The organism is Rhizobium sp. BK538 (genome assembly GCF_014197575.1).
In the GTDB taxonomy this organism is placed as follows: domain Bacteria; phylum Pseudomonadota; class Alphaproteobacteria; order Rhizobiales; family Rhizobiaceae; genus Rhizobium.
Genome location: NZ_JACIFT010000025.1, coordinates 61,420 through 81,840 on the forward strand (window position 1 = coordinate 61,420; position 20,421 = coordinate 81,840).

General features: G+C 60.3%; 20 protein-coding genes. 14 read left to right on the forward strand and 6 right to left on the reverse strand.

Translation table 11 applies throughout. The features are described 5' to 3' along the window. Complete coding sequence (locus FHX09_RS25145) at positions 1–876, forward strand: LysR family transcriptional regulator (RefSeq protein WP_132591607.1); 876 nt, start codon at positions 1–3, stop codon at positions 874–876. On the opposite strand, the gene FHX09_RS25150 is transcribed toward FHX09_RS25145, so the two are convergent. From FHX09_RS25150 to FHX09_RS25160, 3 genes are all read right to left on the reverse strand, one after another. Continuing rightward, the gene (locus FHX09_RS25150) at positions 869–1,792 is read right to left on the reverse strand and encodes an ROK family protein (protein WP_132591609.1); all 924 of its coding nucleotides are present in this window, start codon (positions 1,790–1,792) and stop codon (positions 869–871) included. The two genes, FHX09_RS25145 and FHX09_RS25150, sit on opposite strands and share 8 nt — an antisense overlap. Positions 1,793–1,865: 73 nt before the next feature. After that, positions 1,866–3,200: an ATP-binding protein gene (locus tag FHX09_RS25155; protein ID WP_184450794.1), complete on the reverse strand. Its 1,335-nt coding sequence runs from the start codon at positions 3,198–3,200 to the stop codon at positions 1,866–1,868. A 2-nt stretch (positions 3,201–3,202) separates the two neighbouring features. Next, positions 3,203–3,856, reverse strand: a complete 654-nt coding sequence (locus tag FHX09_RS25160) for a response regulator (RefSeq protein ID WP_132591613.1) — start codon at positions 3,854–3,856, stop codon at positions 3,203–3,205. Positions 3,857–4,080: 224 nt separating this feature from the next. Between FHX09_RS25160 and FHX09_RS25165 the strand changes: the two genes are divergently transcribed. The 8 genes from FHX09_RS25165 to FHX09_RS25200 all read left to right on the forward strand — a co-directional run bounded on the left by FHX09_RS25165 (position 4,081) and on the right by FHX09_RS25200 (position 13,292). Continuing rightward, positions 4,081–5,034 (forward strand): sugar-binding transcriptional regulator, encoded by a 954-nt coding sequence (locus FHX09_RS25165; RefSeq protein WP_132591615.1) that lies wholly within the window; start codon positions 4,081–4,083, stop codon positions 5,032–5,034. 145 nt (positions 5,035–5,179) lie between these two features. Continuing rightward, positions 5,180–6,490 (forward strand): sugar ABC transporter substrate-binding protein, encoded by a 1,311-nt coding sequence (locus FHX09_RS25170; protein ID WP_132591617.1) that lies wholly within the window; start codon positions 5,180–5,182, stop codon positions 6,488–6,490. 136 nt (positions 6,491–6,626) lie between these two features. Further along, positions 6,627–7,499 carry a sugar ABC transporter permease gene (locus FHX09_RS25175; RefSeq protein WP_007793952.1) on the forward strand — a complete coding sequence of 291 codons (873 nt, stop codon included), beginning with the start codon at positions 6,627–6,629 and terminating at the stop codon, positions 7,497–7,499. Position 7,500: 1 nt separating this feature from the next. Beyond that, positions 7,501–8,331 carry a carbohydrate ABC transporter permease gene (locus FHX09_RS25180; protein ID WP_007793948.1) on the forward strand — a complete coding sequence of 277 codons (831 nt, stop codon included), beginning with the start codon at positions 7,501–7,503 and terminating at the stop codon, positions 8,329–8,331. A gap of 18 nt (positions 8,332–8,349) precedes the next feature. Further along, positions 8,350–9,348 (forward strand): ABC transporter ATP-binding protein, encoded by a 999-nt coding sequence (locus FHX09_RS25185; RefSeq protein WP_007793946.1) that lies wholly within the window; start codon positions 8,350–8,352, stop codon positions 9,346–9,348. Between the two features lie 106 nt (positions 9,349–9,454). Then, the gene (locus FHX09_RS25190; RefSeq protein WP_132591619.1) at positions 9,455–10,936 is read left to right on the forward strand and encodes a mannitol dehydrogenase family protein; all 1,482 of its coding nucleotides are present in this window, start codon (positions 9,455–9,457) and stop codon (positions 10,934–10,936) included. Positions 10,937–11,019: 83 nt separating this feature from the next. After that, entirely contained in the window at positions 11,020–11,709 is a 690-nt protein-coding gene (locus tag FHX09_RS25195; RefSeq protein ID WP_184450795.1) for an HAD family hydrolase, read from the forward strand. Continuing rightward, complete coding sequence (locus tag FHX09_RS25200) at positions 11,709–13,292, forward strand: FGGY-family carbohydrate kinase (RefSeq protein WP_132591623.1); 1,584 nt, start codon at positions 11,709–11,711, stop codon at positions 13,290–13,292. Before FHX09_RS25195 ends, FHX09_RS25200 begins: the two co-directional genes overlap by 1 nt. Before the next feature lie 41 nt (positions 13,293–13,333). On the opposite strand, the gene FHX09_RS25205 is transcribed toward FHX09_RS25200, so the two are convergent. Further along, positions 13,334–14,188 carry a MurR/RpiR family transcriptional regulator gene (locus FHX09_RS25205; RefSeq protein ID WP_007793933.1) on the reverse strand — a complete coding sequence of 285 codons (855 nt, stop codon included), beginning with the start codon at positions 14,186–14,188 and terminating at the stop codon, positions 13,334–13,336. Positions 14,189–14,417: 229 nt separating this feature from the next. On the opposite strand from FHX09_RS25205, the gene FHX09_RS25210 reads away from it, so the two are divergent. Beyond that, complete coding sequence (locus tag FHX09_RS25210) at positions 14,418–15,131, forward strand: sulfate transporter family protein (protein WP_184450796.1); 714 nt, start codon at positions 14,418–14,420, stop codon at positions 15,129–15,131. 38 nt (positions 15,132–15,169) lie between these two features. Here the strand turns inward: FHX09_RS25210 and nth are convergent, their stop codons facing one another. Then, positions 15,170–15,952 carry an endonuclease III gene (nth, locus tag FHX09_RS25215; RefSeq protein WP_246699508.1) on the reverse strand — a complete coding sequence of 261 codons (783 nt, stop codon included), beginning with the start codon at positions 15,950–15,952 and terminating at the stop codon, positions 15,170–15,172. Positions 15,953–15,974: 22 nt separating this feature from the next. Between nth and FHX09_RS25220 the strand changes: the two genes are divergently transcribed. The 3 genes from FHX09_RS25220 (at position 15,975) to FHX09_RS25230 (ending at position 18,009) form a co-directional block, all read left to right on the forward strand. Then, positions 15,975–16,472 (forward strand): DUF2244 domain-containing protein, encoded by a 498-nt coding sequence (locus FHX09_RS25220; protein ID WP_037082938.1) that lies wholly within the window; start codon positions 15,975–15,977, stop codon positions 16,470–16,472. A gap of 69 nt (positions 16,473–16,541) precedes the next feature. Next, the gene (locus FHX09_RS25225; RefSeq protein ID WP_132591627.1) at positions 16,542–17,414 is read left to right on the forward strand and encodes a bifunctional helix-turn-helix domain-containing protein/methylated-DNA--[protein]-cysteine S-methyltransferase; all 873 of its coding nucleotides are present in this window, start codon (positions 16,542–16,544) and stop codon (positions 17,412–17,414) included. Positions 17,415–17,529: 115 nt separating this feature from the next. Continuing rightward, complete coding sequence (locus FHX09_RS25230) at positions 17,530–18,009, forward strand: hypothetical protein (protein ID WP_132591629.1); 480 nt, start codon at positions 17,530–17,532, stop codon at positions 18,007–18,009. Between the two features lie 24 nt (positions 18,010–18,033). Here the strand turns inward: FHX09_RS25230 and FHX09_RS25235 are convergent, their stop codons facing one another. Next, complete coding sequence (locus tag FHX09_RS25235; RefSeq protein ID WP_184450798.1) at positions 18,034–19,017, reverse strand: sugar-binding transcriptional regulator; 984 nt, start codon at positions 19,015–19,017, stop codon at positions 18,034–18,036. Between the two features lie 298 nt (positions 19,018–19,315). Between FHX09_RS25235 and tal the strand changes: the two genes are divergently transcribed. Continuing rightward, positions 19,316–20,281: a transaldolase gene (gene tal, locus FHX09_RS25240; RefSeq protein WP_132591633.1), complete on the forward strand. Its 966-nt coding sequence runs from the start codon at positions 19,316–19,318 to the stop codon at positions 20,279–20,281. Positions 20,282–20,421: the final 140 nt, after the last annotated feature.

Sequence of the window (20,421 nt, forward strand, 5' to 3'; positions counted from 1 at the left end):
TTGGATAACTTTGGTGCGCTCGGAATATTCGTACAGGCCGCCGAACTCCGCAGTTTCGCCAGAACAGGACAGCAATTCGGTATCTCGTCCTCAGCGGTCGGCAAGGCGATTGCGCGGCTCGAGGATCGGCTGGGAGTGCGGCTCTTTCATCGCAGCACGCGCAGCATCACCCTGACGCCCGAAGGGGCGATGTTTCTCGAGCGCTGCCGGCGGATCGCCTGCGAGATCGAAGCGGCAGAGCTTGAGCTGGCGAGGACTAAGGCGGTGCCGCGTGGAAAGCTTCGTGTCAGTCTACCGCTGGCAGGCATGTTGTTCATGCCGACGATTACCACGTTCATGCGGTCCTATCCCGAGATCGAGCTGGATCTGGATTTTACCGATCGCCTTGTCGATGTGATCGATGAGGGGTTCGATGCCGTAGTTAGAACGGGCGAGATCAGCGATTCGCGTCTGATGACGCGCACGCTCGGCAAGTTCTCTCACCGCATTGTGGGCTCGAGCGCATACCTCGGCCGCATGAGCGTGCCGACGACATTGCAGGACTTGCGGCGTCACTTTTGCCTCCATCACAAATACCCCTCGAGCGGCAAGCTGGAGCGGTGGCCATTCCGGAGCGATGATGCGGTGGATCTGCCCATATCCTCTATCGCGAGCACCCTGGAGCCCTTGATCTATATGGCCGAGAGCGGGATCGGGCTTGCCTGCCTGCCACTCTTTGCTGTGCGCGACCAACTCCGTTCGGGCCGGCTTATCTCCGTGATGGAAGAAGAGCTGGCAGACGTCGGCGCTTTTCGCATCCTATGGCCTGCCAATCGCTACCCGACCCCGAAGATACAGGTCTTCGTCGACTACATGGCGCGGCATCTTTTCAGCTAGCCGCGAGAGCGGCTTCCGCTTTCAAGCCGAGCAGCGCAGCGCCGATCAGGCCGGGTTCGACGCGGCATTCGCTACGGACCACCAGCGGGCGATCGAATTTGCGCAGGATGCGCTGCCGGACGGCCCTGTCCAGCTCCGCAAGCAGCGGTTCGACGTTGGAAAGCCCGCCGCCGACGGGAACGATGGTCGCGCCCGTGATGTTGATGGTCAGCGCAAGCGGTGAGGCGACGAGATCGACGAAGACGTCGATGGTGCGCGCTGCCTTGGCCTCGCCTTTCAACCAGTCATCGATAATTTCCTGGCTGGAGAGATCGACGTCATGCAGCGTCTTGTACAATCGCTCGAGACCACGTGCGCCGCCGACCGTATCGACACACCTCGTCTGGCCGCAGCCGCAGGGATAGGCCGGGATCGCGACCGGCGGATTGCCGGCGTGAGACGCAAGCGCCGGTCCATGACCCCATTCGCCGGCAAAGCCGCCGGCGGCATTGATCAGACGACCGTCCGCGACGACGCCGCCGCCGACGCCTGTTCCGAGAATGGCACCGAGGACGATGCGGTGACCGCGTCCGGCGCCGAGATCGGCTTCCGCCATGGCGAAGCAGTCGGCATCATTTGCAATCAGTACTGGCAGGCCAAGTTCGGCTTCGAGGTCGGCGGCGAGATTGCGGCCGTGGATACAGGGAATATTGGCGCAGGTGAGCCGCTGCGTATCCGGATCGACCACGCCGGCGATCGAGAAGGCAAGGCGCGTCGGCTGCTCGCCGGTTTCCGCGATGATGGCGCGCAGCGTACCGACGAAGGCAGAAAAGTCGTCCTTGGGGGTTGGGCGACGGCCGAGCGGCGTGATGTTGGTTTCGGAGTGCGCCACACCGCCCTTGACGGCGGAGCCGCCGATATCGAAAGAGATGATCATTCGGGTTCTGCTGCTTTGGATGGCCTCTGCGTCTGCTCGCACCCTTCCGCGGGTTTTGCAAGCCAAATCCGGGCTAGGCCGGAAGCGTCATTTTCGCCTCGAAGCCGGTTTTCGCGCCGGTCGCCGGCGACAACAATTCCAGCGTCCCGCCCATTTGGGACACGATGCGGTCGGCAATCGCTAGTCCGAGCCCGGAACCGGACGCTGTCGTTTTGCCGCGGCTGAAACGCTTTTTCAGGCCCGCCATCTCGGTCTCGCGAACCGGCGGTCCGCCGTTGACGACGCGGATGACGCCGCCGCTTTCGAGGCTGACATTGACCGGCAGGTCCGGATCGCCGTGCAGCAACGCATTCTCGATCAAGTTCCGGGTGACAATGCCGAAGGCGTCCATGTCGGCGTTGCGGATGAGCTTTGTGTCCGGCGCGGCGGAATATCGAAGCCTACCATTCGTGCGGCTGTCGCGTTGAAAGTCGGTGACGACCATGTCCAGGACCGGACGCAGGTCGACCGCATTTGAGCTCCCACCGATGCCGGCTTCCGCGCGTGACAACTGCAAGAGCTTTTCTGCCAAACGGCCGAGATTGACCAGCGAAGCCTCGACCTGTTGGACGCGATCTCGCGTTGCACTAGGCGGCAATTCCTCGGCAAGGCGCTGAGTCTGTGCAAGCGCGCCGGCGATCGGCGTTCTCAGTTCGTGCGCGCTGTTGGCGGTGAATTCGCGCTCCGCCTCGAGAGCCGCACGCAGGCGCCCGAGGAGCAGGTTGACCGATCGCGCAATCGGCCGCAGTTCGACCGGCAGGTTCCGATCGTCGACCTCGGCCATGTTGCCACTGTCCTTCGTCCCGATATCTCGCCGAAGCGTCTCGATCGGTCGCAGCGCGCGCCCGACGATGAACCAGATTGCGAAAATGCTGGCCGGAATGAGCGCCACCAACGGGATCAGCAGTGTCACGGTGCTTTCGCGCACTGCCTCGCGCCTGTTCTTGAACCGGTCAGCCACTTGCAGGAACAGAGAGCCGTCGGCTGTCATCTCGGTATAGATTCGGGCTGTCGGCGTGTCGTAAAAGCCGGTGCGAAGCGGTGCATCGAAGGGCTCGACCGGGGCGTCATTCGAGCGCAACGCTACCTTGCCGCTGGTGTCGCGCACCTGATAGGTCAGATACTCGCGTCTGGCCGCAACGTCGAACATTGCCATGCTGTGCGGATCGACCTTCGTACTCTGGTTCAGATCGTCGAGGATCAGAGCCAGCAGGCGCTCGGTCGTCTCCTGCTGGGCGCCGTCGAAAATCTCGTCGAATTCATGCTGCATCACGCGAAAGCTGAGGCCGATCGCAGCGAGCCAGAAGACGACCATGACGGTCGTCAGGGCAAGAATGAGTGGGCCGGTGATGCTGCGTTCGCGTTTCATCTTCATCCGAGTGTGTAGCCGATGCCGCGTGCCGTGCGGATCCTGTCCTTGCCGATCTTCTTGCGCAAGCGGCTCACATAGACCTCGACGGTGTTGCTTTCGATCTCCGAGCCGAACGCATAGAGCGCTTCCTCGATTCGGTCCTTCGGAACGATCGCGCCTGGGCGGGCGGTCAAAAGGTCGAGCACCGCCCATTCGCGGCTCGTCAGGATGATCGTTTCGCCGGCCACGGAGAGTTGATGCAGGGGCCGGTTGATCTCGATATCGGAAATGCGGAGCACGGGATGCGGATTGGCGTCATAGCGGCGCGCGACCGCCATGATACGCGCTTCCAACTCGTCCAGATTGAACGGCTTCACGAGATAGTCGTCGGCGCCGGCATTCAGTCCATCGATGCGATCCGAAATCTGGTCGCGCGCGGTCAAGATGATAACGGGCGTCTTCAGGCCTCTTTCGCGAAAGCGGCGAAGAAACTCAACGCCACTGCCATCTGGGAGCTGAAGATCGAGAAGGATCAGCCCGTAGTCGACAGGTCGAGACGCGGCGTCAGCGTCGGCGAGACTTTGTACCCAGTCGACAGCATGATTGGCCGCGACGACGTGATCCCGCACTGCTCCACCAATCATTCTGTCATCTTCAACCAGCAGAATTCGCACAGTTTTTTCCTCGCTGCCAGTTAGCTCGCAGTTCAACCCTCGGTCAAGCAAGGCTTGATCGACAAAGATGACAAGCAGATGGCATCCGGCCCCCGCGCGGCAAGTCAAAATAGGCTGTGCGATTTCTCAATGCACTCGACATTTGCCCGAATTCTGGTTTGATCTGCCGCAATGTGTATCTTCGCGTCGGCTACGGCCGGTCCTTTCAGCATGGTAGAGACTTGATGGTAAGAAAATCCGAGACTTCGGGACGGCTGGATGACGCGGCGCGTGCAGGATGGCTCTACTACGTGGCGGGACGGACGCAGGATGAGATTGCCTCTTCCATGGGGATTTCGCGGCAATCGGCACAGCGTCTGGTGTCACTCGCCGTTGCCGAACGGCTCATCAAGGTGCGGCTCGACCATCCGATCGCCGCTTGCCTCGAACTCGCCAATGCCGTGCGCAAGAAGTTCAACCTGAAGCATGTCGAGGTCGTGCCGAGCGACCCGGGCTCCAGCTCGACGACCGTCGGCATCGCGGAAGCCGCGGCGGCTGAAATCGAACGCTGGCTGAAGCGGACGGATCCGATCGTGCTGGCGGTCGGCACAGGGCGAACGTTGAAAGCCGCGGTCGATCAGCTGCCCGCCATCGAATGTCCCAACCACCGCATCGTGTCGCTGACCGGCAACATCGCGCCTGATGGTTCGGCCGCTTATTACAACGTCATCTTCAGCATGGCCGACGCGGTGAAAGCGCGGCACTTCCCGATGCCGCTGCCGGTCCTGGTGACGTCGGCGGAGGAGAGGGAAACCTTGCACGGTCAGCAGCTCGTCCGCTCGACGCTGGAGATCAGCTCGCAGGCGGACGTGACATTCGTCGGCATCGGCGAGCTTGGCATCGACGGGCCGCTTTGCGTCGACGGCTTTCTCGAGAAGGACGAGATGATGGAGCTGATGCGCAACGGCGCCGTAGGTGAGATCTGCGGCTGGGTGTTCGATGGCGAAGGCAAGCTCCTCGACAACCCGATCAACGAGCGGGTGGCCTCTGCGTCGATACCCTCGCGCGAGTCGTCGACCGTCATTGGAATCGGCAAGGGCAAGCGCAAATTCAAGGCGATCAAGGCGGCTGTAACAGGCCATCAGATCAATGCGCTTATCACCGATGAGGACACTGCCGAGTATCTGCTCAAGTCGTGAGCAAATATTTATTCATTTAAATTCAGGTAGATAACCCCCGCCTTCGCTGCTGCAGCAACGAATGGTGATTGACATTTTTCTCCCATGAGCGAGTAATTGCCCATGAGCAAAGCGAATGCTCGCACCCATCTTCTGGGAGGAAGATATGACATTGAGAACTCTCCTGCTGGGCGCCTGCTCAGCACTGGCGTTTGCCGGCATGGCTTCGGCCGAAACGCTGACAATCGCGACCGTCAACAACGGCGACATGATCCGGATGCAGAAGCTGACGGATGACTTCAAGAAAAAGAACCCCGACATCGATCTCGAGTGGGTTACCCTCGAAGAAAACGTCCTGCGCCAGAAGGTCACGACCGACATCGCGACCAAGGGCGGTCAATACGACGTTCTGACGATCGGCACCTATGAAGTTCCGATCTGGGCAAAGCAGGGCTGGCTGTTGCCGCTCGACAATCTGGGCGCCGAATACGACGCTGACGACCTGCTTCCGGCAATCCGCAGCGGCCTGACCGCCGACGGCAAGCTCTATGCAGCGCCATTCTACGGCGAAAGCTCGATGGTCATGTACCGCAAGGACCTGTTCGAAGCCGCCGGCCTGAAGATGCCGGACGCGCCGACCTGGGACTTCATCGCGGAAGCCGCGAAGAAGATCACCAACAAGGACAAGGAAATCTACGGCATCTGCCTGCGCGGCAAGGCCGGCTGGGGTGAAAACATGGCCTTTCTGACGGCGATGTCGAATTCCTTCGGTGCCCGCTGGTTCGATGAGCAATGGAAGCCGCAGTTCGATCAACCGGAGTGGAAGGACACGCTGAACTTCTACGTCAACCTGATGAAGGAAGCCGGCCCTCCGGGCGCTTCGTCGAACGGCTTCAATGAAAACCTGGCGCTCTTCCAGACCGGCAAGTGCGGCATGTGGATCGACGCGACCGTTGCTGCCTCCTTCGTCAGCAACCCGAAGGAATCCACCGTCGCCGACAAGGTCGGCTTCGCTCTGGCTCCGGACAAGGGCCTCGGCAAGCGCGGCAACTGGCTGTGGGCCTGGAGCCTCGCCATCCCGGCCGGCTCGCAGAAGGTCGAGGCTGCCGAGAAATTCGTCGCCTGGGCGACGAGCAAGGACTACACCAACCTCGTCGCCGAGAAGGAAGGCTGGCTGAACGCACCTCCCGGTACCCGCACGTCGCTCTATGCAAATGCGGATTACCAGAAGGCAGCGCCTTTCGCGAAGACGACAATCGACTCGATCAACGCGGCCGATCCGACCAAGCCGACCGTCAAGCCGGTCCCTTATGTCGGTGTCCAGTTCGTCGCCATCCCTGAGTTCCAGGGCATCGGCACGGCGGTCGGCCAGCAGTTCTCCGCAGCTCTCGCCGGCCAGGTTTCGGTCGACCAGGCCCTGCAGAGCGCACAGCAGTTGACGACCCGCGAAATGACCAAGGCTGGTTACATCAAATAAAATAACCTCCTGAGAAGGCGGGGCCTTTGACCTCCCCGCCCGTCTGGGTCGCCGAATTGCCCAAACTGCATCGGCGGCCCTTTTTTGCTCAGCTGTCCCGCAGCCGTCTGCCTCTTTGAACAGGATCGGTCACGCCATGGCAACGTTACACACCCGCTCCGCAGCGCGAATGATGATCGCACCATCCGTTGTGCTTCTCTTCCTGTGGATGATCGTCCCGCTCGTGATGACGATCTATTTCTCGACGCTGAGTTACAATTTGCTCAGCCCGGGGATGGAAACCTTCGTCGGCTTCCTGAACTACAAATATTTCCTAACCGATCCCGCCTTTTTCTCCGCATTGATCAATACGTTGCTCCTCGTGCTTGGCGTGCTGTTGATCACTGTCATCGGTGGTATCTTGTTTGCGCTGCTGCTCGACCAGGATATTTACGGGCAGGGGATCGTGCGCATTCTGGTGATCGCGCCCTTCTTCGTCATGCCAACGGTTGCGGCGCTTGTGTGGAAAAACATGTTCATGAACCCGGTCAATGGGCTCTTTGCGCATCTTGCCAAGGCACTCGGCCTGCAGCCTTACGACTGGCTGGCGAATGCGCCGTTGTTTTCGATCATCCTGATTGTTGCCTGGCAATGGTTACCCTTCGCGACCCTTATCATGCTGACAGCACTGCAGTCGCTCGATGAAGAGCAGAAGGAAGCCGCCGAGATGGACGGCGCCGGTGCGCTCTCGAAGTTCTTCTACATCATCCTGCCGCACATGGCGCGCGCCATCACGGTGGTTATCCTGATCCAGACGATCTTCCTGCTCTCGGTCTTTGCCGAAATTCTGGTGACCACCAACGGCGGCCCTGGCACGCAGAGCACGAACCTTACCTTCCTCGTTTACGCGCAGGCACTGCTGCAATTCGATATCGGCGGCGCCTCGGCAGGTGGTATCGTCGCGGTTATCCTCGCCAACATCGTTGCGATCTTCCTCGTCCGCCTCGTCGGCAAGAATCTGGAGGCTTGAGATGGCTAGAAAGGTCTCAACTCGACGCAAAGTGGTCATGACCGCAGTCGCCTGGGCGCTCGGCATTCTGATCTTCTTCCCGATCCTCTGGACGTTCTTGACGAGCTTCAAGACGGAAGCGGATGCCATTGCCTCACCGCCGCAGTTCCTGTTCTTCCATTGGACGACCGAGAGTTACGCGGAAGTCCAAAGCCGCTCGAACTATCTTGGTCACTTCATGAACTCGGTGATCATTTCCTTTGGCTCGACGCTGATCGGTCTGATCATCGCTATCCCCGCCGCCTGGGCCATGGCGTTTTCGCCGACCAAGCGGACGAAGGATCTTCTGATGTGGATGCTGTCCACGAAGATGATGCCTCCGGTCGGCGCACTCATCCCGATCTACCTGCTGTTTCGCAACTCGGGCCTGCTCGACAGCCGTTTCGGACTGGTGATCGTGCTGACGCTGATCAACCTGCCGATCATCGTGTGGATGCTCTACACCTACTTCAAGGAGATCCCCGGAGAAATCCTAGAAGCCGCCCGGATGGACGGCGCCTCGCTTCTCAAGGAGATCATCTATGTGCTGACGCCGATGGCGGTGCCGGGCATTGCTTCGACACTGCTCCTCAACATCATCCTGGCTTGGAACGAAGCCTTCTGGACGCTGAACCTGAGCGCCTCGAAAGCAGCGCCGCTGACGGCCTTCATCGCATCCTATTCCAGCCCCGAAGGCCTGTTCTACGCCAAGCTTTCGGCGGCCTCCACCATGGCGATCGCCCCGATCCTGATCCTCGGCTGGTTCTCGCAGAAACAACTCGTCCGCGGCCTGACCTTCGGCGCGGTGAAATAAGACATCAGGGAGAGAAACATGGGAAGCATTACCCTTCAGAAAGTTTCGAAGGTCTTCGGTGAAGCCAAGGTCATCCCTTCGATCGACCTCGAGATCAAGGACGGCGAGTTCGTCGTCTTCGTCGGCCCGTCCGGCTGCGGCAAGTCCACCCTGCTCCGATTGATTGCCGGTCTTGAGGATGTCAGCGGCGGCAACATCGTCATTGACGGCAGGGATGCAACGGAAAAGGCGCCGTCGGAACGCGGGCTCGCGATGGTCTTCCAGTCCTATGCGCTCTATCCGCACATGAGCGTGCGCAACAACATCGCCTTCCCGCTCAAGATGGCCGGCGTCGACAAGGCGGAGATCGACAGGAAAGTCGCCGACGCCGCACGCGTTCTAAACCTGACGGACTATCTCGAGCGCAAGCCGCGCCAGCTTTCGGGTGGTCAGCGCCAGCGCGTCGCGATCGGCCGCGCCATCGTGCGCCAGCCGTCGGCCTTCCTGTTCGACGAGCCACTCTCGAACCTTGATGCCGCGCTTCGCGTCAACATGCGCCTCGAGATCAGCGAGCTGCACCAGCAGCTGAAGACGACGATGATTTACGTCACCCACGACCAGGTCGAAGCCATGACCATGGCCGACAAGATCGTCGTGCTGAACCGCGGCAATATCGAGCAGGTCGGTTCGCCGCTGGAGCTCTATCACAAGCCGCGCAACCTTTTCGTCGCGGGCTTCATCGGCTCGCCGAAGATGAACTTCGTCAAGGGCCAGTATTCCGCCCAGTTCGGCGCGCCCACGATCGGCGTACGACCGGAGCATGTGTTGTTGTCGACCGAAAGCGGCGACTGGAAGGGCAAGGTGATGGTCGCCGAACATCTCGGCGCGGATACCTTCCTGCATGTCGATGTCGAAGGCATTGGCCATGTCACGGCGCGTGGCGGTGGCGACTTCCCGGCAAAGGCCGGCGATGCTGTTTATCTGACGCCCGACAAAACACGGATCCACAAATTCAACGAAGGCGGCCTCGCCATCTGAGCGCATTGTTGCCGGGTTGGGGACGAAAGAGCAACGCCGGACAAGGTGCCCGGCGTGCCGATACCGGGTCATAGCCGATCCCGAAGACCTTCAAGAGGACTGAAACATGACGTGCAAATTATCGCTGGCAACGCTTTCCGAGGCGGCAAAGACAGCCACCGTACCAACCTACGAGCGGGCGTCGCTGAAGGCGGGCATCGTGCACTTCGGGGTGGGCAATTTCCACCGTGCCCACCAGGCGATCTATCTCGACGACCTTTTCAATCAGGGTCAGGGTCATGATTGGGCGATCATCGGGGCCGGTATTCTCCCCTCCGATGCGGCCATGCGCGAAAAGCTTGCTGCGCAGGACTTCCTGACCACGGTTGTCGAGCAGGACAACAACAAGACGGCCGCACGCATCACCGCGCCGATGATCGATATTCTGCCTGTCGGCGACGCCAAGGCGATCATTGCCACGCTTGCCGATCCCGCAATCCGCATCGTTTCGATGACGATCACCGAAGGCGGCTATTTCATCGATGCATCCGGCAAGTTCAATCCGGGTCACCGGGCGATCGCCGCCGATGGCCAGAACCCCGCCGACCCGAAAACCGTCTTCGGCCTTATTGTCGCCGGGCTCAAGGCGCGCAAGGAGAAGGGTATCGTGCCTTTCACCGTCATGTCCTGTGACAACATTCCGCATAACGGCGTCGTGACCTCGAACGCCGTTGTCGGCACAGCACGGCTTTCAGATCCCGCCTTCGCCGACTGGATCAAGTCGAACGTCGCCTTCCCGAACGCCATGGTGGACCGCATCACGCCGGCAACGGGGCAGCGGGAAATCGATCTTTTGAAGGATGCCTTTGGCATCGAGGACAACTGGCCCGTCTATTGCGAAGAGTTCAAGCAGTGGGTGCTGGAAGACAAGTTCACCGCAGGGCGTCCACCGCTGGAGAAGGTGGGTGTGACGTTCGTGCCGGATGTGACGCCTTACGAGCACATGAAAATCCGGATTCTGAACGGCGGACATGCCGCGATTGCCTATCCGGCAGCGCTGATGGACATCCATTTCGTGCACGATTCGATGGAAGATCCACTGATCCGGGCCTTCCTCGCCAAGCTGGAAAAAGAAGAGATCATTCCGATCGTTCCGCCGGTCCCCAATATTTCGCTGACGGACTACTTCGCGCTGATCGAGCACCGACTGCTCAATCCGAAAATTGCCGATACGATCCCGCGTCTGGCGCAGGACGGGTCGAACCGGCAGCCGAAGTTCATTCTGCCGTCGACGCTCGACAACCTGAACCAGGGCAGGGATGTCGTCGGCCTGGCGCTGGTTTCGGCGCTATGGTGCCGCTACTTCGCGGGAAAGACGGACAGCGGCAAGGACATCGCCTTCAACGACGCGAGCGCCGACCGGCTGCGTGCTGCAGCTTTGAAGGCCAAGAATGATCCGATGGCGTTCCTCGCCTTCGACGACATCTTCGGCGAGGTGTCGAAATCCGAGCTGTTCTGCAAGCGCTTTGCCCACGCATTGAAAACCCTGTGGGAAAAGGGCACGCGTGAAACCCTGCAGCTTTATCTCGACAACAAACTTGCTGTGTAAGGATCTGTGGCGGCATTCCTGTCGCCGCCTCCGCCCCGTCCGGTGGATGGAAACTTCCTGCACCAACTGCGATTGGGTCTGCCATGGCTGAGGCTGAAACACGGCTGGTCATTTTCGATTGCGATGGCGTTCTTGTCGACAGCGAGCCGATCTCGGTGAGTGTCCTCGTCAAGGCGATGAACGATCTTAACGTCCCGATCACCGAGGAAGAGGTCTACGGTCGTTTTCTCGGGCGAAGTCTCGCAACTGTGATCGAGACGATGAAGACTGAATACAACGTCCATCCGGGCCAGGAGTTTCTCGAGCAGATTCGCACCGATCTCTACGCGCGGTTTCGCAACGAGTTGAAGCCGATGGATGGGGTTGCCGAAACGATCGATCGGCTCAGCGTTCCCTGTTGTGTCGCCTCTTCCAGCCAGGTCGAGCGCATCCGCTTGTCGCTGACGGTCACCGGTTTGATCGACCGGCTGCCTGATATCTTCAGCGCCACGATGGTCAAGCACGGCAAGCCGGCGCCCGACCTCTTCCTGCATGCGGCGCGGGAAATGAACGTCGATCCTGCGAATTGCGTCGTCGTCGAAGACAGCCCCGCTGGCATCGAAGCGGCGAAGGCTGCAGGCATGAGGGTATTTGCCTTCACGGGCGGTTCGCACGCCAATTTTTCAGGCTATCGCGCTGAACTTGACCGGCTTTCTCCCGAAGCCGTGTTTGACGCGATGCCGGATTTGATCCACCTTGTCCGCAAACATAAGCAGGACGGGATGCACCTTTAATGCCTCAGCATGTGGTTGCGGTCGATATCGGCACGGGCAGTGCGCGCGCCGGCGTCTTCGACGCTCGCGGTGCGTTGCTGGGCAAGGCCGAACACCCGATCATCATGAACAGGCCGCGTGAGAACCACGCCGAACACGATTCCGAAGACATCTGGTCGGCGGTCTGCATTGCTGTGCGCAAGGCGATGGAGCAATCGGGTGCGACACCTGCATCGGTGGGCGCGATCGGCTTCGACGCCACCTGTTCGCTCGTCGTGCGCGATGTCGACGGTGGTCAGATCAGCGTTTCGACAGGTGGCGAACGACGCTTCGACACGATCGTCTGGCTCGACCACCGGGCACTGAAGGAAGCCGATTTCTGCACGGCGACGGAGCATCCGGTGCTGGAGCATTCCGGGCATTTCATGTCGCCGGAAATGGAAATGCCGAAGCTGATGTGGTTGAAGAAGAAGCTGCCTGGCACCTGGATGAACACCGGCTATCTGTTCGACCTCGCCGATTTCATGACCTGGAAGGCGAGCGGCTCGCTTGCGCGGTCACGCTGCACGCTGACGGCCAAGTGGAACTATCTCGCACATCTGGACAAGGGATGGCAGAAGGACTTCCTCGAGCAGGTCGGGCTTGGTGACCTATTGGAACGCGGGCGGCTGCCGGAGGAAACAGTGCCGGTCGGCAAGAGCGTCGGAACGTTGACGCAGGAAGCCGCCTCGGCGCTTGGATTGACGACGGCGTGCCATGTCTCCGCAGGCATGATCGATGCCTATGCCGGGGCGCTGGGCACGCTTGGCGGCGAAGCGCAGGATGTCCACCGGCTGGAACGCCAACTGGCGCTCATTGCCGGCACGTCGAGCTGTATCGTGTCCTTCTCGCGCGAGCGCAAGCCGAGCCACGGCATGTGGGGCCCGTATTACGAAGTTGTCTTTCCGGAATCCTGGCTGGTCGAGGCGGGGCAATCGGCAACGGGCGCGTTGCTCGATCATGTCGTGCGGATGCACGCGGCTGGCGGCGAACCGACTGCGGCGCTGCACCAGAAGATCGTCCTCCGCATTGCGCAGCTTCGCGCCGAGGAGGGGGACGAATTCGGCGCCCGCATCTTCGTCCTGCCCGATTTTCACGGCAACCGCTCGCCGCTTGCCGACCCGCATGCCGTCGGCGGTATCAGCGGCCTGACGCTCGACACCTCATTCGACGGGCTCTGCACGCTCTATTGGCGCACTGCCGTGGCGATCGCGCTGGGGATCCGCCACATCCTCGAGCGGATGAAGGAGTATGGCTATGTGCCAGACACCTTGCATGTCGCGGGCGGCCATGTGAAGAACCCGGTGCTGATGGAGCTCTATTCGGATGCAACCGGCTGCAAGGTCGTGGTGCCGAAGATGAATGAGGCGGTGCTGCTGGGCACGGCGATGGCCGCTTCCGTCGCGTGCGGTCTCTATGGTGATCTTGCGGAAGCAGGGTCGGCCATGTATCCGGGCGGCGAAGAACAGCTGCCGGATGCGGCCAGACAGGCCCTTTACGACCGCGACTATCGCAGATTGCTCGCCATGTACCGCCACCGCGCCGAACTGGAGGCGATGGAGTAGGCGCCTTGATGGTGTAACGGGCCGAGCTCCGCCCGTTACATCTAGCGGTTTCCGCTCTCTCCGAGCACGCTGCCGAATTCGGCCATGCGGCGGGTGCGGGCGCTCGCTTCTTCACCGGCAGCGGCGATGACGGCTTCCGACAGACAGTCGAGCAGGCCCATCAGCGGCGGCAGGTTGTCGTCGTCCTCAGACCGGGCAGGGGGGAGAGCGAGCACGAGATTGGCCTGATCCGGAATCCAGTTGGCGCCTTGTGCGGTAATCAAGATGACCTTGTATCCGTAGCGCCGTGCCGTCCGGGCCAGCAACCGGGCTTTACCGAAGCGGCGGCTGTCGATCACGATCAGCAAGGCGTCCTTGCCGTCCAGCCGTGCGAAAAGCTCGGCGAAACGGCTGCCCGTCCCGTCAAGCGCACGAACGCCATCTCGGGCGTGCGTCAATCGCTGGGCAAAGTGGGATGCAAAGCCGGATAATCGCGCATGCGTGGCGACGAAGATCTCCCGCGCGGCAGCGATCATCGACACGGCTTCGCTCCACTGCGGCTGGCCCGTCAAGTGGTAGATATGGTGCAGCGCCTGAATTTGCTCGGAAACGAGAACGGCCAGCGGCTTGCCGGCGGAGGCGTCGGTCTGCAGTTGTGTGAACGATGCCTGCAACTGCGTGGGCGAAATGGTATTGGTCTCGCGGATATGGATTTTGACGCTATCGAGTCCCTGATAGCCGAGCGCGCGAAGAAAACGGCCCACCGTCATGGGACTCAAGTCCAGCCGGTCGGCAACGGAAGCCGCGGTTTCAAAGGGGAGGTCGTTCAGATGTTCAGAAAAATATTTCGCGATTCGTCGTTCGGCCGGGGTGCCGGACTTGGCATATTGGCGGAGTTTCTGGACAAAATCTTCCACGTCAGCCGTCCTGATCTTCCCGGAAGCATTTCTCGGATATGCAGGGCAACCCTTGTCGTTTGCAACTATTCCGGAAGCTGCGTCTCAGGATCAAACAATCTTAGTTGATAAATTACTATATATTAACATAGGTTTCCCGACAAGTTTCGGGTCAATTGGTGGGGTTTATTTCAGCCTTGCCGTTCAAAGTTCCGATTCCTACATGGTTGTTGCAACCGGAGACCTCAGAATGATCTTTCAGGCCGCTCGCCTATCCGTCATCAATCTTTTTGCGGCGGAAACACGCTCAGTCTTCTGGAAGGTGCTAGGGCTCACTCTTCTGGTGCTTGCCGGGCTCTGGCTGGCGCTGCGTAGTGCTTTTATATCGTTTGTCTTCCCGTGGATTGCCAACTTTTTTCCTGCCATGCCGGATTGGGCGGGGTGGCTCGGCTTCGTGTTTGCGATCGCCGCCGGCATCGGACTTGCGCTTGGGTTGGCGCTGTTGCTGTCACCGGTGACGGCGCTGATTGCCGGTCTGTTTCTCGACGATGTGGCGGAGGTGGTAGAAAAGCGGGACTATCCCTCGGATCCGCCCGGCACAGCGATGCCGCTCGGCCCGGCGCTCGCAAGCTCCGTCAAGTTTCTCGGTGTCGTCATCCTTGGCAATGTCGTCGCGCTCTTCCTGCTCTTCGTGCCGGGCATCAATCTGATCGCCTTCTTCCTGGTCAACGGCTACCTGCTCGGCCGCGAATTCTTCGAGTTTGCCGCGATGCGGTTCCGTTCGCCGCAGCAGGCAAGAGCGTTCCGCGCCAAGCATGCGGCGACAGTCTTCCTCGCGGGGCTTGTCATTGCCGCCTTCCTTGCCATCCCGATCGTCAATTTGCTGACGCCGCTCTTCGCCGCAGGATTGATGGTGCATCTACACAAGCTGATTTCCCGTGACGATCCGGGACTTCGCAGCTAAGGGGCAGGTGGAGCATGCCGAAGTCTGCGCCTCCAGGCTTACCAGATGGCCTCTCCAATCACTTGGCGCGGTAGTTCGACCAACGGCGCCGGCACGTCGCAGGTCTTCTCGGGCGACTTGCAGATGTCGGCAATGACGCAGCGCTCGCATTCCGGCTTGCGCGCCTTGCAGGTGTAGCGACCATGCAGGATCAGCCAGTGGTGGGCATGATAGAGGTAGTGCCTCGGCACCACCTTCATCAGCCGTTCCTCGACCTCGTCGGGCGTTTTGCCCGGTGCCAGTTTGATGCGGTTGGCGATACGGAAAATATGCGTATCCACCGCCATCGTCGCCTGGCCGAAGGCCATAGATAGCACGACGTTGGCGGTCTTGCGGCCGACACCGGGCAGCGTCACCAGCTCGTCGCGTGTCTGCGGCACGACGCTACCGAACTTGTCGACCAGCATCCGCGAGAGAGCGATGACGTTCTTTGCCTTGTTTCGATAGAGGCCGATCGTCTTGATGTAGTCGCGTACCCGCTCCTCACCAAGCGCCAGCATTTTCTCGGGCGTGTCGGCGATCTTGAAGAGTGCCCGCGTAGCCTTGTTGACGCCTGCGTCCGTCGCCTGGGCGGAAAGGGCGACGGCGACGACAAGCGTGAACGGGTTCGTGTGCTCCAGTTCGCCCTTTGGCTCCGGGCGTTGGATGGAGAAGCGGCGGAATATCTCCTCGCGCTCGGCTTCGGAATAGACGGAGCGGACTGTTGCCGGCTTCTTCCCGCGAACGATCACTTTTGAGTTGTGCGGCGATGTGGCAGCGGATTTGAGTTTCGGAGTTGACATGGAAAATCTATACTTGGCAGCCATGATGGAAGGCAACGCCGATCAAGCCAACGAAGAACCTGTTTTTGCCGCCGAGCTTTTTCCGTACCGGTCGCTCGGCCGCAAGGGTTTCAAGGTGTTGCTGCTTCTGACCGGCGCGGTGTGCTCGATGTACGGCATGTTCTTCGTGGCAACAGGTGCCTGGCCGATCGGCTTCTTCTTCGGGCTGGATTTTCTGCTGCTCTACGGCGCCTTCTGGCTGAACTACCGTTCCGGCCGGGTGCGGGAGGAGGTGACGGTGTCGCGTAGCGATATTTCGGTGCGCAAGTTCGCGCCCTCCGGTCGGATGGTCGAGCACCACTTCAATCCATTCTGGACCCGCTTCTTCGTCCGCCGGCATCAGGAAATCGGCATCCTTTCCATGTATATCTCAGGCGAGGGAAGGGGCACGGATATCGGTTCCTTCCTCAATCCGGATGACCGCGAGAGCTTCGCCCTGGCCTTCAAACGGGCGCTTGCCACCGTCAAACAGCGGATCTGACCGGCCCGCAAGAATCGGGTGGCTTGTGATCGCTCCCTTGACTATCTCCTTGGTACAAGGAGAAAGATCATGAACATGGTAGCCAAGCTGAACAACGACATCACGCCCGATGGCTCTGATTACGAAACCGTGCGCCAGGTGATCGAACTCATCACCGAGGACTATCGCGATCAGCCGTCTCTCGAAACGATCGCGGCACGGCTCGGCCAATCGCCGACGCAGTTGCAGAAGACATTCACGCGGTGGGCGGGTCTGTCTCCGAAGGCATTCCTGCAGGCCGTCACGCTCGATCACGCAAAGCGGCTTCTCCGCGAGGAAGCGATGCCATTGCTGGAGACCTCGATCGAGGTCGGGCTCTCCGGCCCCAGCCGCTTGCACGATCTTTTCGTGACGCATGAGGCGATGTCGCCGGGCGAATGGAAGGCCAAGGGCGGCGGGCTGACAATCCGCTACGGCTTCCATCCTTCGCCATTCGGCGTTGCACTCGTGATGGCTACCGACCGCGGCCTCGCGGGGCTTGCCTTCAGCAATCACGGCGACGAGGCGGCTTGTCTTGACGATATGACATGCCGCTGGCCGAATGCGACCTATGTCCGGGATACCGAAGCGACAGCGCCCTATGCCGAGCGGATATTCGAGCCAGGCCGCTGGACGTCGGACCAACCGCTGCGCGTCGTGCTGATCGGCACTGATTTCCAGGTGCAGGTATGGGAAAGCTTGTTGAAGATCCCCTTCGGCAAGGCCGTGACCTACAGTGATATCGCCAACGATATCGGCCGGCCAAAAGCGATGCGCGCCGTCGGCGCTGCGGTCGGGGCGAATCCGATTTCGTTCGTTGTCCCCTGCCATCGGGCGGTCGGCAAGGGTGGCGCCCTGACCGGCTATCACTGGGGTCTTACCCGCAAGCGTGCGATCCTGGGCTGGGAAGCGGCGCACGCGTGATCACGGCGACGCATCTATCCAATCTGTGGATACGCTTCCTCCCTCGAGAGCCCTGCCATCAAAAACTCAGGAATCGCCGGTTTGATTCCGTGGCTGGGACTCGAGGAGGCGGAAAATGAACCCTGGAGAAAAGCCATGCAAGGTCATCGGCATTGCCGTTGGCCTGCTCGCGATGTCGTTGGTCCCAGCCTGGGCCAGCTGCAAATCGGCGATGAGTAGCCCGCAATGGCCGGATGTCGCGCGAGCGATATCGACCGCGCAGTTGTGTGAGCAACTTCCCGTAGGACCCAATCGAACCAGCAGTTTCAAGGTTGTGTCCGCAGATGTCTGTTCGACGGGAGACAGTCTCGCATCCATCAAGGCAACAGCGCTTTTGACCTGCGAGACCGGCGATGACGCGCTCTTTCAGATGGAGCCGGTGGAGGGCAAGGTTGTGGCCACTGTCTCCCTCGATGTGGGGGCATGCAGGATCACGGACACCCACATCGAAATCGATGGTGAGATCGGAAGCCTGTTATCGAGATTGCCGGATACCCAGGATTTCGGGCGTAACTGGGCACAATCGCAATTGACGCGCCTGTGCCAGCTGCGGTGACGATAACCGCGTGTCGGCAAGCCGTTAGGCAGTCTCCGCCAGTTCGAGCAGAGCCTTGGCGGCGCTTTCGTCGGTGATCAGTGTGTTGCAGCCGATCCGCTTGATGGTGGCCCGGATGGCCACGGCCCGATGCGCGCCGCCCGATGACAGCACGATATGTTTGGCCTTCTTCAAGGTATCAAGGTCCACTGACATGACGCGACTGTTGATCGAGTGATCGACCGTGTTGCCGTCCTTGTCGAGGAAGTTGAACATGGTGTCGCAGACGCAGCCGGCGTCGATCAACTGTTCCAGTTCGGCTTTCGAGATCCATCCCTCCGACAGAGAGGTTGGGTGCGGGCCGATATCGCCGCAGCTGACGATCGCAAGATCCAGTGCTTCCGCCAGCCGATAGATCGTGTCCAGCCCGCATTTCTCGACAAGGTTTCGTTTCGTCTCGGTCGAATCCACCAGAAGCGGAGCGAGGAACATGTAGCACTCAGCGCCGAGCTGGCTTGCGAGCCGCCAGGTGTAGTCGATCGGGTTCGTCTGGTGGACGGCGACGACGCCGCCAAGCAGAGAGACGACCTTGCAATTGTCGCGCCGAGGCGGCCGGAAACTGGAGAGCGAGGCGGTCATGGTGCGGCCCCAGCCGACGCCGATCGTGTAATCGTCGGGAATGGCTTCGGAGAGAAACTGTCCAAGCGCAAGCCCGACGCTTTTGGCAAGCGAGTTGGCGTCGGGGTGTGCGGGTGCGGGGACGACGATCGCCTCGTCAAGGCCATAGGCGCGCTCGAGCTTGACCGACAGTTCGACACAGTCGCCGATCGAGTCGTTGATCCAGATCTGCACTTCGCTCCGCTTCATGGCCTCGTCGAGCAGGCGAATAACAGTCGTGCGGCTGATGCCGAGCTGTTCTGCGACATCCTTCTGCGTCAAGCCCTGATTGTAATAGAGCCAGGCAGCACGCAGCCTGAGAGAGGATGCCTCAGAATAAGCCGTGTGCGTACCGCGTTTGAGCTTGACCACATCTCCTCCGGAGCGAATTGCGCCCTAGATCTACCATCAAGCCAGGACAGGTTCGTTGTTCCACCCGATAATGACGGGTGTGACACTTATGTCAATTGAAATGCACAAATGTCCTTGACATATCTAGTCAGGAATAGCGATAGTCGCCGCGAAGAAGGCGCCCCGGGCGTGCGAGGAGGTGCGATCGACCGTCCCTCAGGTTTGTAGGTCGTTTGAGTAAGACGATCGCCTGTTCGTAGATGATTTCGCCGGTCCAATACGCGCCGGCTCATAGCTCAAGTCAAAAGGACCAGTGACCATGACATCCAAGCTTGACCAACTCCGCGAGATTACCACGGTCGTTGCCGATACCGGTGACATCGAGGCTGTTGCCCGTCTGAAGCCGGTCGATTGCACCACGAACCCAAGCATCGTGCTGAAGGCACTCGGCACGCCGATGTTCGCAGACACGGTAAAGGAAGCCGTAGCCTGGGGTAAAAAGCAGGGCGGCAATCCAGAGGCCGTTTCCGCGGCCGTTGCCGATCGTCTGGCGATTTCCGTCGGCGCCGCCCTTGTGAAGCTCGTTCCGGGCCGTGTGTCGACCGAAGTCGATGCTGACCTCTCTTTCGATACCGAAGCGTCGCTTGCCAAAGCACGTTCCATCATCGCTGCCTACAAGGAACGCGGCATCGAGCGCGACCGCATTCTCATCAAACTGGCTTCGACCTGGGAAGGCATTCGTGCAGCGGAAATCCTGCAGAAGGAAGGCATCGACTGCAACCTGACGCTGCTCTTCTCGAAGGCCCAGGCGGTTGCTTGCGCCGACGCCAACGTGTTTCTGATCTCACCCTTCGTCGGCCGCATTCTCGACTGGTACAAGAAGTCGACAGGCAAGGAATTCACGCCTGAGGAAGATCCGGGTGTCCTCTCCGTCCGCGACATCTACAACTATTACAAGGCCAACGACATCAAGACGATCGTCATGGGCGCGTCGTTCCGCAGCGCTGGTGAAATCGAGGCGCTGGCCGGTTGCGATCGCCTGACGATCGCGCCGAACCTGCTCGACGAACTCTCCAACGACCAAGGCAAACTCGAGCGCAAGCTCTCGCTCGATGTGACGAAGCCTGCGCCGAAGATCACGATCGATGAAAAGACCTTCCGCTGGATGATGAACGAAGACGCGATGGCGACCGAAAAGCTCGCCGAAGGCATTCGCGCTTTCGCCAAGGACCTCGGCACGCTGCGCGGTATGGTCCAGAAGGAACTGCAGCTCGCGGCCGCTTGAGGCTTTCGAGTATTGGATTGAGAAAAGGGCGGCGCCATCGGCACCGCCCTCAGACTGCTGACAAACCCCTGGCGTAGCCGGGGGTTTTATGATTCTGTGGGACATGTTGAAGAAACCTGCCCCCACCCAGACGGCTCTTG

Coding starts and splice junctions, on each gene's coding strand:
- FHX09_RS25150 (WP_132591609.1), bottom strand. CDS start 1,792: ATGATCATCTCTTTCGATATCGGCGGCTCCGCCGTCAAGGGCGGTGTG.
- FHX09_RS25155 (WP_184450794.1), bottom strand. CDS start 3,200: ATGAAACGCGAACGCAGCATCACCGGCCCACTCATTCTTGCCCTGACG.
- FHX09_RS25165 (WP_132591615.1), top strand. CDS start 4,081: ATGGTAAGAAAATCCGAGACTTCGGGACGGCTGGATGACGCGGCGCGT.
- FHX09_RS25170 (WP_132591617.1), top strand. CDS start 5,180: ATGACATTGAGAACTCTCCTGCTGGGCGCCTGCTCAGCACTGGCGTTT.
- FHX09_RS25175 (WP_007793952.1), top strand. CDS start 6,627: ATGGCAACGTTACACACCCGCTCCGCAGCGCGAATGATGATCGCACCA.
- FHX09_RS25180 (WP_007793948.1), top strand. CDS start 7,501: ATGGCTAGAAAGGTCTCAACTCGACGCAAAGTGGTCATGACCGCAGTC.
- FHX09_RS25185 (WP_007793946.1), top strand. CDS start 8,350: ATGGGAAGCATTACCCTTCAGAAAGTTTCGAAGGTCTTCGGTGAAGCC.
- FHX09_RS25190 (WP_132591619.1), top strand. CDS start 9,455: ATGACGTGCAAATTATCGCTGGCAACGCTTTCCGAGGCGGCAAAGACA.
- FHX09_RS25195 (WP_184450795.1), top strand. CDS start 11,020: ATGGCTGAGGCTGAAACACGGCTGGTCATTTTCGATTGCGATGGCGTT.
- FHX09_RS25200 (WP_132591623.1), top strand. CDS start 11,709: ATGCCTCAGCATGTGGTTGCGGTCGATATCGGCACGGGCAGTGCGCGC.
- FHX09_RS25210 (WP_184450796.1), top strand. CDS start 14,418: ATGATCTTTCAGGCCGCTCGCCTATCCGTCATCAATCTTTTTGCGGCG.
- nth (WP_246699508.1), bottom strand. CDS start 15,952: ATGTCAACTCCGAAACTCAAATCCGCTGCCACATCGCCGCACAACTCA.
- FHX09_RS25220 (WP_037082938.1), top strand. CDS start 15,975: ATGATGGAAGGCAACGCCGATCAAGCCAACGAAGAACCTGTTTTTGCC.
- FHX09_RS25225 (WP_132591627.1), top strand. CDS start 16,542: ATGAACATGGTAGCCAAGCTGAACAACGACATCACGCCCGATGGCTCT.
- FHX09_RS25230 (WP_132591629.1), top strand. CDS start 17,530: ATGAACCCTGGAGAAAAGCCATGCAAGGTCATCGGCATTGCCGTTGGC.
- tal (WP_132591633.1), top strand. CDS start 19,316: ATGACATCCAAGCTTGACCAACTCCGCGAGATTACCACGGTCGTTGCC.